The organism is Pseudomonas sp. GW821-FHT05H12 (genome assembly GCF_059419385.1).
Map to the genome: position 1 here is coordinate 1 of NZ_JBWKRS010000069.1, position 13,376 is coordinate 13,376.

The following is a 13,376-nucleotide window of genomic DNA, read 5'->3' on the forward strand; positions in this document are numbered from 1 at the left end:
CCCCCCCCCCCCCCCCCCCCCCCCCCCCCCCCCCCCCCCCCCCCCCCCCCCCCCCCCCCCCCCCCCCCCTGGCTCCTACAGTGGGTGCGGTGTTGTTGTGGGGAGGGCAGAAACGAATAAGGCCTCCGTAGGGAGGCCTTATTCAGAGCAATCAAGCCGTTAGCGGCTTACTTGCGGTCTTCCAGCTGGGTGATGTCACGCGACTCGTAGCCGGTGTACAGCTGGCGCGGGCGGCCAATCTTGTACGGGCTGGAGAGCATTTCTTTCCAGTGGGAGATCCAGCCCACGGTCCGCGCCAGGGCGAAGATCACGGTGAACATGCTGGTTGGAATGCCGATCGCCTTGAGGATGATCCCCGAGTAGAAGTCGACGTTCGGGTACAGCGAGCGTTCGATGAAGTACGGGTCGGTCAGGGCGATCTCTTCCAGGCGCATGGCCAGTTCGAGTTGCGGATCGTTCTTGATGCCCAGTTCCTTCAACACCTCGTCGCAGGTCTGCTTCATGACCGTGGCGCGCGGGTCGCGGTTCTTGTAGACCCGGTGACCGAAGCCCATCAGCTTGAACGGATCGTTCTTGTCCTTGGCCTTGGCGATGAACTTGTCGATGTTGGACACATCGCCGATTTCATCGAGCATGGTCAGTACGGCTTCGTTCGCACCGCCGTGGGCAGGGCCCCACAGTGCGGCGATACCGGCGGCGATACAGGCGAACGGGTTGGCACCCGAAGAGCCGGCCAGGCGCACGGTGGAGGTCGATGCGTTCTGCTCGTGGTCGGCGTGGAGGATGAAGATCCGGTCCATGGCCTTGGCGAGTGTCGGGCTGATCGGTTTGATCTCGCACGGCGTGTTGAACATCATGTGCAGGAAGTTTTCCGCATACGACAGGTCGTTGCGCGGGTACATCATGGGTTGGCCCATGGAGTACTTGTACACCATCGCGGCCAGGGTCGGCATCTTGGCAACCAGGCGGATCGCGGAGATTTCGCGATGCTGCGGGTTATTGATGTCGAGGGAGTCGTGATAGAAGGCCGACAGGGCGCCGACCACGCCGCACATGACCGCCATCGGGTGGGCGTCGCGACGGAAGCCGTTGAAGAAGGTCTTCAACTGCTCGTGAACCATGGTGTGGTTCTTCACATTACTGACAAACTTGGCTTTCTGCTCAGCGGTTGGCAATTCGCCATTTAGCAGCAGGTAGCAGGTTTCCAGGTAGTCCGACTTCTCGGCCAACTGCTCGATCGGGTAGCCCCGGTGCAGCAGAATGCCGTTGTCGCCATCGATATAGGTGATCTTCGACTCGCAAGAGGCGGTCGACATGAAGCCTGGGTCGAAAGTGAAACGGCCCGTGGCCGTCAGGCCCCGTACATCGATAACATCGGGACCAACGGTGCCGGTTAAAATGGGCAGCTCGACGGGGGCTGCGCCCTCGATGATCAACTGCGCTTTTTTGTCAGCCATGTGGCCTCCTATTTATGCTTCAAATCATCAGACAGACCCCCCACGCAGGGCCCGCACCACTATATTGATATAAATCCAGATGTCAATTTGCCTAAAGTCTTGCAGCAGAAGGCTTTAACCGTACTTTTTCCTCGAAATTGACTGCCATTTACGCCTTTTATACCGCCAGCGCAATCAGCTATTAGGGTGAGGACAGCGCGTTGTCATTAGTAACCTAACTGTCTATACTCGGCCACCGACCGCCAAGGGCTTTTGGGCTTGCTTTCATTGGGGGTCGCACTCCCTGGGTGGTGCTTACCTGACCAGTGCACTCCCCAACAACTTTGCCCTGATTGTTAGGGGCTCTTCAGTGTGAAAAAAAGCCGTGAATAGCCAACGACCTGTAAACCTAGACCTAAGGACCATCAAACTCCCCATCACCGGCGTTACGTCGTTCCTGCACCGTGTTTCCGGCATCATCCTGTTCCTGGGCTTGGGCATCATGCTTTATGCATTGAGCAAATCCCTGGGTTCCGAGGAAGGTTACGCCGAGGTGAAGGCATGCTTGACCAGCCCGCTGGCCAAGTTCGTAGCATGGGGCCTCCTGTCCGCTCTGCTGTATCACCTGGTTGCCGGTGTGCGCCACTTGATCATGGATGCGGGTATCGGTGAGACGCTGGAAGGCGGCCGCCTGGGCTCGAAAATCATCATCGCCATTTCCGTGGTGCTGATCGTTCTGGCAGGAGTTTGGATATGGTAACCAGCGTTACGAACCTTTCGCGTTCGGGCCTCTATGACTGGATGGCACAGCGTGTGTCTGCGGTCGTTCTCGCGGCTTATTTCATTTTCCTGATCGGATACCTCGTCGCACACCCGGGCATCACCTTTGAACAATGGCATGGCCTGTTCGCCCACAATGCGATGCGAATCTTCAGTCTGCTGGCCCTTGTAGCCCTCGGCGCTCACGCCTGGGTCGGCATGTGGACCATCGCGACCGACTACCTGACGCCGATGGCGCTGGGCAAGTCCGCGACCGCAGTACGTTTCCTCTTCCAGGCAGTCTGCGGCGTTGCAATGTTCGCTTACTTCGTCTGGGGTGTGCAGATTCTTTGGGGTATCTGATTCATGGCTAACATTCCAACTATTTCCTTCGACGCCATCATCATTGGTGGCGGCGGTGCTGGCATGCGCGCAGCGCTGCAGCTGGCTCAGGGTGGTCACAAGACTGCCGTGATCACCAAGGTGTTCCCAACGCGTTCCCACACTGTATCGGCCCAGGGTGGCATCACCTGCGCCATCGCGTCCGCCGACCCGAACGATGACTGGCGCTGGCACATGTACGATACCGTCAAGGGTTCCGACTACATCGGTGACCAGGACGCTATCGAATACATGTGTCAGGAAGGCCCGGCCGCGGTGTTCGAGCTGGACCACATGGGTCTGCCGTTTTCCCGTACCGAGCAAGGTCGTATTTACCAGCGTCCATTCGGCGGTCAGTCGAAGGATTACGGTAAAGGCGGCCAGGCTGCCCGTACCTGCGCGGCGTCCGACCGTACCGGTCACGCGCTGCTGCACACCCTTTATCAGGGCAACCTGAAAGCCGGCACCACGTTCCTGAACGAGTACTACGCGGTAGACCTGGTGAAGAACGCCGACGGTGCATTTGTTGGCGTGATCGCCATCTGCATCGAAACCGGTGAAACCACCTACATCCGCGCCAATGCTACCGTTCTGGCGACTGGCGGTGCGGGCCGTATCTACGCGTCGACCACCAATGCCCTGATCAACACCGGCGACGGCGTCGGCATGGCACTGCGTGCTGGCGTACCGGTACAAGATATCGAAATGTGGCAATTCCACCCGACCGGCATCGCCGGCGCCGGTGTACTGGTGACAGAAGGTTGCCGTGGTGAAGGTGGTTACCTGATCAACAAGCACGGCGAGCGTTTCATGGAGCGTTATGCTCCGAACGCGAAAGACCTGGCGGGTCGTGACGTTGTTGCTCGTTCGATGGTTAAAGAAATCATCGCCGGCAACGGCTGTGGCCCGAACGGCGACCACGTACTGCTCAAGCTCGATCACCTGGGCGAGGAAGTGCTGCACAGCCGCCTGCCAGGTATCTGCGAGCTGTCCAAGACGTTCGCACACGTTGACCCGGTCGTTGCTCCGGTTCCGGTTGTTCCGACTTGCCACTACATGATGGGCGGCGTTGCCACCAACATTCATGGCCAGGCGATCACCCAGGACAGCGAAGGCAAAGACACCATCATCCCTGGCCTGTTCGCAGTGGGTGAAGTGGCTTGCGTATCGGTTCACGGTGCCAACCGTCTGGGCGGCAACTCATTGCTCGACCTGGTGGTATTCGGCCGTGCTGCCGGCCTGCACCTGGAAAAGGCGCTGACCGACGGTATCCATTACGACGACGCTACCGAAGCCAACATCAACGCGGCCATGGCCCGTCTGAACGCGCTGAACGAGCGCACCGATGGCGAAGACGTAGCCACCCTGCGTCGCGAGCTGCAAAGCTGCATGCAGAACTACTTCGGTGTATTCCGTACCGGCGAATACATGCAGAAGGGTATTGCCCAGCTGGCGGATCTGCGCAAGCGCATCGCCAACGTCAAGATCAACGATAAGAGCCAGGCGTTCAACACCGCTCGTATCGAAGCCCTTGAGCTGCAAAACCTGCTGGAAGTGGCCGAAGCGACTGCGATCGCGGCCGAGGTTCGTAAAGAATCCCGTGGTGCCCACGCCCGTGAAGACTTTGAAGATCGCGACGACGAAAACTGGTTGTGCCACACCCTGTACTTCCCGGGTGACAAGCGCGTAACCAAGCGTGCCGTGAACTTCTCGCCGAAGACGGTTCCGACGTTTGAACCGAAGATTCGGACTTACTAAGGGTGGCTGCCATGTTGAAAGTCAGTGTTTATCGCTACAACCCTGATCAGGACGCCGCGCCGTTCATGCAGGAATTCCAGGTCGATACCGGTGGTAAAGACCTGATGGTGCTGGATGTACTGGCACTGATCAAAGAGCAGGACGAAGGTTTCTCCTATCGTCGCTCTTGCCGTGAAGGTGTATGCGGTTCCGACGGCATGAACATCAACGGCAAAAACGGCCTGGCGTGCATCACGCCGCTGTCGGCCGTGGTCAAAGGCAACAAGCTGATCGTTCGTCCTCTGCCAGGTTTGCCGGTTATCCGTGACCTGGTCGTCGATATGAGCATCTTCTACAAGCAATACGAGAAAGTTAAGCCGTTCCTGCAGAACGACACGCCGGCTCCGGCCATCGAGCGTCTGCAGTCCCCTGAAGAGCGTGAAAAGCTCGACGGTCTGTACGAGTGCATCCTGTGCGCTTGCTGCTCGACTTCGTGCCCGTCCTTCTGGTGGAACCCGGACAAGTTCCTGGGTCCAGCTGCGCTGCTGCAAGCCTACCGCTTCCTGGCAGACAGCCGTGACACCAAGACGTCCGAGCGTCTGGCTTCACTGGATGACCCGTTCAGCGTATTCCGCTGCCGCGGGATCATGAACTGCGTCAACGTATGTCCCAAAGGCCTGAACCCGACTAAGGCCATTGGTCACATCCGTAACATGCTGCTGCAAAGCGGCGTGTAACTGACGTTGTAGCAAAGCAGGACCGTTGTGCCCGTAAATGCTACGGCGCAGGCTTCAACCGGCGCCGTAGTTTTAACTTGAGCAGCGACTTACAAAGCCGCGGCTCTTATTTTGAAGAAATGAGACAAGCAGGGGCATTCGGGTTGGTACCCGAACTATCAGCGTGATCCTAAGTGGCTTGTTTTGGTCGCTGCACTTGGCCTTTTGCAAGCAAACTCGGTGTTTTCGCCGGTGGTGTCCCCAAATCGAGGGTGACCAAGCATGCAAGAAAGCGTGATGCAGCGCATGTGGAACAGCGGCTATCTTTCAGGTGGTAACGCTGCCTATGTGGAAGAGCTTTATGAGCTCTACCTGCACGACCCTAACGCTGTGCCAGAAGAATGGCGCACCAAATTTCAGACGTTGTCTTCAGACGGCAACGCTGCCACCGATGTATCGCATGCAACAATTCGCGATCAGTTTGTGCTGCTGGCAAAGAACCAGCGCCGCGCCCAGCCGGTTTCCGCCGGTAGCGTGAGCAGCGAGCACGAGAAGAAGCAAGTTGAAGTACTGCGACTGATCCAGGCCTACCGGATGCGTGGCCACCAGGCGGCCCAGCTTGACCCGCTGGGGCTCTGGAAGCGTCCTGCACCTGCAGACCTGTCGATCAATCATTACGGCTTGACCAATGCCGATCTTGATACGACCTTCCGTGCCGGCGACCTGTTCATCGGCAAAGAGGAAGCGAGCCTACGCGAAATTCACGAAGCGTTGCAGCAGACATATTGCCGCACCATCGGCGCTGAATTTACGCACATCACCGATTCCGAGCAGCGCCACTGGTTCCAGCATCGCCTGGAAGGCGTGCGTGGCCGTCCGGTTCTGTCCGCCGACGTTCGCAGCCACCTGCTTGAGCGCGTGACCGCAGCTGAAGGCCTGGAAAAATACCTGGGTACCAAATACCCGGGCACCAAGCGTTTCGGCCTGGAAGGCGGCGAAAGCCTGATCCCGATGCTCGACGAGCTGATCCAGCGTTCCGGTTCCTACGGCACCAAGGAAATCGTGATCGGCATGGCCCACCGTGGTCGCCTGAACGTGTTGGTCAACACCTTCGGCAAGAACCCGCGTGAGCTGTTCGACGAGTTCGAAGGCAAGAAGAAGGTCGAGCTGGGTTCCGGTGACGTTAAATACCACCAGGGCTTCTCGTCCAACGTGATGACCACCGGCGGTGAAGTTCACCTGGCCATGGCCTTTAACCCATCCCACCTGGAAATCGTTTCCCCGGTGGTCGAGGGTTCGGTCCGTGCACGTCAGGATCGTCGCAACGACGCTACCGGTGAGAAGGTCCTGCCGATTTCCATCCACGGTGACGCGGCATTCGCCGGTCAAGGCGTGGTCCTGGAAACGTTCCAGATGTCGCAGACCCGCGGCTTCAAGACCGGCGGTACCGTTCACATCGTCATCAACAACCAGGTGGGTTTCACCATCAGCAACCCGCTGGACGCACGCTCTACCGAGTACGCGACCGACGTTGCCAAGATGATCCAGGCGCCGATCCTCCATGTGAATGGTGATGATCCGGAAGCCGTGCTGTTCGTGACCCAACTGGCTGTCGACTACCGCATGCAGTTCAAGCGTGACGTGGTCATCGACCTGGTTTGCTACCGCCGTCGCGGTCACAACGAAGCGGATGAGCCTAGCGGCACCCAACCATTGATGTACCAGCAGATCACCAAGCAGCGCACCACCCGTGAGCTGTACGCCGAAAGCCTGACCAAGGCCGGTGTGGTTGACGATGCGCGTGTTCAGGCGAAAGTCGACGAATACCGCAACGCGCTGGACAACGGCCTGCATGTTGTGAAGAGCCTGGTTAAAGAGCCGAACAAAGAGCTGTTTGTGGACTGGCGCCCGTATCTGGGCCACGGCTGGACTGCCCGTCACGACACGTCGTTCGACCTCAAGACCCTGCAGGAACTGTCTGCCAAGCTGCTGGAAATCCCGGAAGGCTTCGTCGTACAGCGCCAGGTTGCGAAGATCTACGAAGACCGTCAGAAGATGCAAGCCGGCGGCCTGCCGATCAACTGGGGTTACGCTGAAACCATGGCGTACGCGACCCTGGCGTTCGAAGGTCACCCGATCCGCATGACTGGCCAGGACATCGGCCGTGGTACGTTCTCGCACCGTCACGCGGTTCTGCACAACCAGAAAGACGCAACCACCTACGTACCACTGCAACACCTGTACGAAGGCCAGCCGCGTTTCGACCTGTACGATTCGTTCCTGTCCGAAGAAGCCGTACTGGCGTTCGAATACGGCTACTCGACCACCACGCCAAACGCGCTGGTGATCTGGGAAGCCCAGTTTGGCGATTTCGCCAACGGTGCCCAAGTAGTGATCGACCAGTTCATCACCAGCGGCGAGCACAAGTGGGGCCGTCTGTGCGGTCTGACCATGCTGCTGCCACACGGTTATGAAGGTCAGGGTCCTGAGCACTCCTCGGCCCGTCTGGAGCGTTACCTGCAGCTGTGCGCCGAGCACAACATCCAGGTGTGCGTACCGACGACCCCGGCCCAGATCTACCACTTGCTGCGTCGCCAGGTGATCCGCCCGCTGCGCAAGCCGCTGGTAGTGCTGACCCCGAAATCGCTGCTGCGTCACAAATTGGCCATCTCGACCCTGGAAGATCTGGCGGATGGTTCGTTCCAGACCGTGATCCCGGAAATCGACACGCTGGACGCGGCCAAAGTGACTCGCCTGATCCTGTGCAGCGGCAAGGTCTACTACGACTTGCTGGAAAAACGCCGTGCCGAAGGCCGCGAAGACATCGCCATCGTGCGTATCGAGCAGCTTTACCCGTTCCCGGAAGACGACCTGATGGAGGCCATCGCGCCTTACACCAACCTCACTAACGTGGTGTGGTGCCAGGAAGAACCGATGAACCAGGGCGCGTGGTACAGCAGCCAGCATCACCTGCGTCGCAGCATGGGTAACCACAACAAGGCGCTGAACCTGGAGTACGCCGGTCGCGATGCTTCTGCTGCACCTGCATGTGGTTATGCGTCGATGCACGCCGAGCAGCAGGAAAAACTGCTGCAAGATGCTTTCACTGTTTAACGCCTTCGCGCTGACTGAAACCGAATTTTAAGGACCCACAGATAATGGCTATCGAAATCAAAGCCCCGTCATTCCCGGAATCGGTTGCCGATGGCACCGTTGCCACCTGGCACAAGAAACCAGGCGACGCTGTAAAGCGTGACGACCTGATCGTCGACATCGAGACCGACAAAGTCGTTCTGGAAGTGTTGGCTGAAGCTGACGGCGTACTGGGCGCAATCGTTGCCGAAGAAGGCGCTACCGTTCTGTCGAACCAGGTTCTGGGTTCGATCGAGGAGGGCAGTGCTGCTGCCGCTGCACCTGCCGCTGCCGCACCGGCCGCCGCTGCTGCTCCAGCTGCCGCTCCGGCTGCTGGCGCTGAAGACCCGATCGCTGCACCGGCTGCCCGTCAGCTGGCTGAAGAGAACGGCATCAACCTGGCTTCCGTAAAAGGCACCGGCAAAGACGGTCGCATCACCAAGGAAGACGTGGTTGCGGCTGTTGAAGCCAAGAAGAACGCTCCAGCTGCCGCACCTGCCAAGGCTGCTGCCCCGGCTGCTGCTGCGCCTGTGTTCGCTGCTGGCGACCGCACCGAGAAGCGCGTTCCGATGACCCGTGTACGTGCCACCGTGGCCAAGCGCCTGGTTGAAGCACAATCGAACATGGCGATGCTGACCACCTTCAACGAAGTCGACATGACCGAAGTCATGGCGTTGCGTTCGAAGTACAAGGATCTCTTTGAGAAGAGCCATAACGGCGTGCGTTTGGGCTTCATGTCCTTCTTCGTGAAAGCGGCCACCGAAGCGCTGAAACGCTTCCCGGCAGTCAACGCTTCGATCGACGGCAACGACATCGTTTACCACGGCTATGCAGACGTCGGCGTTGCCGTGTCCAGCGACCGCGGCCTGGTGGTTCCGGTTCTGCGTAACGCCGAACTGATGAGCCTGGCTGAAATCGAAGGCGGCATCGCCACCTTCGGCAAGAAAGCCCGTGACGGCAAGCTGACCATCGACGAGATGACCGGCGGTACCTTCACCATCACCAACGGTGGTACCTTCGGTTCGATGATGTCGACTCCGATCGTCAACCCGCCACAAGCTGCGATCCTGGGCATGCACAACATCATCCAGCGTCCTATGGCCGTCAACGGCCAGGTCGTGATCCGTCCGATGATGTACCTGGCGCTGTCCTACGATCACCGCCTGATCGATGGTAAAGAAGCCGTGACTTTCCTGGTGACCATCAAGAACCTGCTGGAAGACCCGGCTCGTCTGCTGCTGGATATCTGATAGAAGCAGCTGCAGGCCCTGGGGCAAACTGCCAGTCAAGGCAGCTTGACCCTGGGCTTGCGGCTTGAAAGCTTGCTGCTAAATAGAGGAACTATTTTCATGTCGCAGAAATTTGACGTTGTAGTGATTGGTGCAGGTCCTGGCGGCTATGTTGCCGCCATCAAGGCCGCACAACTGGGCCTCTCGACTGCTTGCATCGAAAAATACACCGACAAGGAAGGCAAACTGGCACTGGGCGGTACCTGCCTGAACGTCGGTTGCATTCCTTCCAAGGCGCTGCTGGACAGCTCCTGGAAATTCCACGAAGCCCAAGACGGCTTCGCGATCCACGGCATCAACCATGCTGGCGTGACCATGGACGTGCCAGCAATGGTCGGCCGTAAAGCCAACATCGTTAAGGGCCTGACTTCCGGCGTTGCGACCTTGTTCAAGGCCAACGGTGTGACCTCGATCCAGGGCCACGGCAAGCTGCTGGCCGGCAAGAAGATCGAAATCACCAAGCCAGACGGTTCGGTTGAAGTCATCGAAGCTGAAAACGTGATCCTGGCGCCAGGTTCGCGCCCGATCGACATTCCACCGGCTCCAGTCGACAACAACGTGATCGTTGATTCGACCGGCGCCCTGGAATTCCAGGCTGTACCTAAGCGCCTGGGCGTGATCGGTGCTGGCGTGATCGGCCTGGAACTGGGTTCGGTATGGTCCCGTCTGGGCGCCGAAGTGACTGTGCTGGAAGCCCTGGACACGTTCCTGCTGGCCGCCGACACCGCTGTGTCCAAAGAAGCACTGAAAACCCTGACCAAACAAGGTCTGGACATCAAGCTGGGCGCTCGCGTAACCGGCTCGAAAGTGAATGGCGAAGAAGTCGTTGTTAACTACACCGACAAGGATGGCGAAAAAACCATTACCTTCGACAAGCTGATCGTAGCCGTTGGTCGCCGTCCAGTGACCACCGACCTGCTGGCTGCCGACAGCGGCGTGACCCTCGACGAGCGCGGCTACGTGCACGTTGACGATCACTGCGCCACCACCGTGCCTGGCGTGTACGCCATCGGCGACGTGGTGCGCGGCATGATGCTGGCGCACAAGGCTTCCGAAGAAGGCATCATGGTTGTCGAGCGCATCAAGGGCCATAAAACCCAGATGAACTACGACCTGATCCCATCGGTTATCTACACCCACCCGGAAATTGCATGGGTCGGCAAGAACGAACAGCAGTTGAAAGCTGAAGGCGTTGAAGTTAACGTCGGCACCTTCCCGTTTGCCGCTTCTGGCCGTGCCATGGCAGCCAACGACACCGGTGGTTTTGTCAAAGTCATCGCTGATGCCAAGACTGACCGCGTATTGGGCGTCCACGTGATTGGCCCAAGCGCTGCAGAACTGGTTCAGCAAGGCGCTATCGGTATGGAATTCGGCACCAGCGCCGAAGACCTGGGCATGATGGTCTTCTCCCATCCGACCCTGTCCGAAGCGTTGCACGAAGCTGCGTTGGCAGTGAATGGCGGCGCCATCCACATCGCCAACCGCAAGAAGCGCTAAGCGAGATAATAAGAAACCACGGCGGAGTTGCCCGTCGTGAGCCTTGCGCGCAAGACTCACCGCGGAATATCCGCTGGACGCAGTCTTGCGCAGCTTTACGGGCGTTAAGCCCCGCAAGTTGCGCAAGCAGCAGTCACAGGTGGCGCGGCACTCATAATGAGCGCAGCGCCGAATGCGCAGTACCTAACGAAGACGGTAAAAAGCATGAATCTTCACGAGTATCAGGGTAAGCAGCTGTTCGCTGAATACGGCCTGCCAGTATCCAAGGGCTACGCAGTAGACACCCCGGAAGCAGCAGCAGAAGCTTGCGACAAAATCGGCGGCACTGAGTGGGTTGTCAAAGCCCAGGTTCACGCCGGTGGTCGCGGTAAAGCGGGCGGCGTTAAGCTGGTTCGCAGCAAAGAAGACGCCAAGGCCTTCGCACAGCAGTGGCTGGGCAAGCGTCTGGTGACTTACCAGACTGATGCCAATGGCCAACCAGTCACCAAGATCCTGGTTGAATCGTGCACTGATATCGCTAAAGAGCTGTACCTGGGCGCTGTCGTTGACCGTTCGAGCCGTCGCATCGTGTTCATGGCTTCCACCGAAGGTGGCGTGGACATCGAGAAGATCGCTCACGAAACCCCAGAAAAAATTCTGAAAGCCACCATCGATCCACTGGTTGGCGCTCAGCCATTCCAGGGTCGCGAGCTGGCTTTCCAGCTGGGCCTGGAAGGCAAGCAAGTTGCCCAGTTCGCCAAGATCTTCGTAGGTCTGGCCAAACTGTTCCAGGATCACGATCTGGCCCTGCTGGAAGTGAACCCGCTGGTGATCAAGGCTGACGGCGATCTGCACTGCCTGGACGCCAAGATCAACATCGACGCCAACGCCATGTACCGTCAGCCTAAGCTGAAGACTTTCCACGATCCGTCGCAAGACGATCCGCGCGAAGCGCACGCTGCCAAGTTCGAACTGAACTACGTAGCCCTGGAAGGTAACATCGGTTGCATGGTCAACGGTGCTGGCCTGGCCATGGGTACCATGGACATCGTCAACCTGCATGGCGGCAAACCAGCCAACTTCCTCGACGTAGGTGGTGGTGCTACCAAAGAACGCGTGACCGAAGCCTTCAAGATCATCCTGTCCGACTCCAACGTCGCTGCAGTATTGGTCAACATCTTCGGCGGCATCGTTCGTTGCGACATGATTGCCGAAGGCATCATCGGTGCAGTGAAAGAAGTCGGCGTTAAAATCCCGGTTGTTGTTCGCCTTGAAGGTAACAATGCTGAACTGGGCGCTAAAGTACTGGCAGAAAGCGGTTTGAACATCATCGCGGCTACCAGCCTGACCGACGCTGCTCAACAAGTTGTTAAAGCTGCGGAGGGCAAATAATGAGCGTCCTGATCAATAAAGACACCAAAGTTATCTGCCAGGGTATTACCGGTTCGCAAGGTAGTTTCCACACCCAGCAAGCCATCGAATACGGCACCAAGATGGTTGGCGGCGTAACGCCGGGCAAAGGCGGCACCGAGCACCTGGGCCTGCCAGTGTTCAACACCGTGAAAGACGCTGTAGCTGCCACTGGCGCCACCGCCAGCGTGATCTACGTTCCAGCTCCTTTCTGCAAGGACTCGATCCTGGAAGCTGCATTCGGCGGCATCAAGCTGATCGTCTGCATCACCGAAGGCATTCCTACCCTGGACATGCTGGACGCTAAAGTTAAGTGCGACGAGCTGGGCGTAGTCCTGATCGGCCCTAACTGCCCAGGCGTGATCACTCCAGGCGAATGCAAGATCGGCATCATGCCAGGTCACATTCACTTGCCAGGCAAAGTCGGTATCGTTTCCCGTTCCGGCACCCTGACCTACGAAGCTGTTAAGCAGACCACTGACGCCGGTTTTGGTCAGTCGACTTGCGTCGGCATCGGCGGTGACCCGATCCCAGGCTCGAACTTCATCGACATCCTGAAGCTATTCCAGGAAGACCCGAAGACCGAAGCGATCGTGATGATCGGTGAGATCGGCGGTTCGGCTGAAGAAGAAGCGGCTGCCTACATCAAGGCACACGTGACCAAGCCGGTTGTTTCCTACATCGCTGGTGTGACTGCCCCTGCTGGCAAGCGCATGGGCCATGCTGGCGCAATCATCTCTGGCGGCAAAGGCACTGCAGACGAGAAATTCGCTGCTCTGCAAGACGCAGGCGTTAAAACCGTGCGTTCGCTGGCAGACATCGGCAAGGCCCTGGCCGAGCTGACCGGTTGGGCTGTCAAGTAAGCCTCGCGCTTAGCTGACGCTTTACCAACACAAAGGCCACCTTCGGGTGGCCTTTGTGCTTTCCGCGTTTGCCCATTTTTTGGGTGTCTACTCGGTCAACTGTGGGAGCTGGCTTGAACTGGCCTAATGATTTTGGACACTTCAATCGGGCGCTATGATGGCGCCCAAATCTGAGGT

At 58.4% G+C, this 13,376-nt stretch carries 10 protein-coding genes; 9 read left to right on the forward strand and 1 reads right to left on the reverse strand.

Going from position 1 to position 13,376, the window contains the following annotated elements; translation table 11 throughout:
* Positions 1–167: 167 nt before the first annotated feature.
* Positions 168–1,457, reverse strand: coding sequence for a citrate synthase (gene gltA / locus AC07SU_RS30215; RefSeq protein ID WP_176996496.1), 1,290 nt, complete (start codon positions 1,455–1,457; stop codon positions 168–170).
* A gap of 364 nt (positions 1,458–1,821) precedes the next feature.
* Between gltA and sdhC the strand changes: the two genes are divergently transcribed.
* The 9 genes from sdhC to sucD all read left to right on the forward strand — a co-directional run bounded on the left by sdhC (position 1,822) and on the right by sucD (position 13,199).
* On the forward strand, positions 1,822–2,196 hold the full coding sequence (gene sdhC, locus AC07SU_RS30220) for a succinate dehydrogenase, cytochrome b556 subunit (RefSeq protein ID WP_016979564.1): 375 nt from the start codon (positions 1,822–1,824) through the stop codon (positions 2,194–2,196).
* Positions 2,190–2,558: a succinate dehydrogenase, hydrophobic membrane anchor protein gene (gene sdhD / locus AC07SU_RS30225; protein ID WP_078741603.1), complete on the forward strand. Its 369-nt coding sequence runs from the start codon at positions 2,190–2,192 to the stop codon at positions 2,556–2,558. Before sdhC ends, sdhD begins: the two co-directional genes overlap by 7 nt.
* A gap of 3 nt (positions 2,559–2,561) precedes the next feature.
* Positions 2,562–4,334: a succinate dehydrogenase flavoprotein subunit gene (gene sdhA, locus AC07SU_RS30230; protein ID WP_494999179.1), complete on the forward strand. Its 1,773-nt coding sequence runs from the start codon at positions 2,562–2,564 to the stop codon at positions 4,332–4,334.
* Between the two features lie 11 nt (positions 4,335–4,345).
* Positions 4,346–5,050, forward strand: a complete 705-nt coding sequence (locus tag AC07SU_RS30235; RefSeq protein ID WP_003172807.1) for a succinate dehydrogenase iron-sulfur subunit — start codon at positions 4,346–4,348, stop codon at positions 5,048–5,050.
* Positions 5,051–5,311: 261 nt separating this feature from the next.
* On the forward strand, positions 5,312–8,143 hold the full coding sequence (locus AC07SU_RS30240; RefSeq protein ID WP_494999180.1) for a 2-oxoglutarate dehydrogenase E1 component: 2,832 nt from the start codon (positions 5,312–5,314) through the stop codon (positions 8,141–8,143).
* Between the two features lie 44 nt (positions 8,144–8,187).
* Positions 8,188–9,411 (forward strand): 2-oxoglutarate dehydrogenase complex dihydrolipoyllysine-residue succinyltransferase, encoded by a 1,224-nt coding sequence (gene odhB / locus AC07SU_RS30245; protein WP_494999181.1) that lies wholly within the window; start codon positions 8,188–8,190, stop codon positions 9,409–9,411.
* Between the two features lie 99 nt (positions 9,412–9,510).
* Positions 9,511–10,947 (forward strand): dihydrolipoyl dehydrogenase, encoded by a 1,437-nt coding sequence (gene lpdA / locus AC07SU_RS30250; protein ID WP_176996493.1) that lies wholly within the window; start codon positions 9,511–9,513, stop codon positions 10,945–10,947.
* Positions 10,948–11,151: 204 nt separating this feature from the next.
* Entirely contained in the window at positions 11,152–12,318 is a 1,167-nt protein-coding gene (gene sucC / locus AC07SU_RS30255; RefSeq protein ID WP_003233235.1) for an ADP-forming succinate--CoA ligase subunit beta, read from the forward strand.
* Positions 12,318–13,199 (forward strand): succinate--CoA ligase subunit alpha, encoded by an 882-nt coding sequence (gene sucD, locus AC07SU_RS30260; RefSeq protein WP_003172813.1) that lies wholly within the window; start codon positions 12,318–12,320, stop codon positions 13,197–13,199. The genes sucC and sucD overlap by 1 nt, the downstream gene beginning before the upstream one ends.
* Positions 13,200–13,376 lie beyond the last annotated feature (177 nt).

Bases quoted from the DNA above. Each gene is read 5' to 3' on its own strand.
- sdhA (WP_494999179.1), top strand. From the start codon at position 2,562: ATGGCTAACATTCCAACTATTTCCTTCGACGCCATCATCATTGGTGGC.
- lpdA (WP_176996493.1), top strand. From the start codon at position 9,511: ATGTCGCAGAAATTTGACGTTGTAGTGATTGGTGCAGGTCCTGGCGGC.
- sdhD (WP_078741603.1), top strand. From the start codon at position 2,190: ATGGTAACCAGCGTTACGAACCTTTCGCGTTCGGGCCTCTATGACTGG.
- sucC (WP_003233235.1), top strand. From the start codon at position 11,152: ATGAATCTTCACGAGTATCAGGGTAAGCAGCTGTTCGCTGAATACGGC.
- gltA (WP_176996496.1), bottom strand. From the start codon at position 1,457: ATGGCTGACAAAAAAGCGCAGTTGATCATCGAGGGCGCAGCCCCCGTC.
- AC07SU_RS30235 (WP_003172807.1), top strand. From the start codon at position 4,346: ATGTTGAAAGTCAGTGTTTATCGCTACAACCCTGATCAGGACGCCGCG.
- AC07SU_RS30240 (WP_494999180.1), top strand. From the start codon at position 5,312: ATGCAAGAAAGCGTGATGCAGCGCATGTGGAACAGCGGCTATCTTTCA.
- odhB (WP_494999181.1), top strand. From the start codon at position 8,188: ATGGCTATCGAAATCAAAGCCCCGTCATTCCCGGAATCGGTTGCCGAT.
- sucD (WP_003172813.1), top strand. From the start codon at position 12,318: ATGAGCGTCCTGATCAATAAAGACACCAAAGTTATCTGCCAGGGTATT.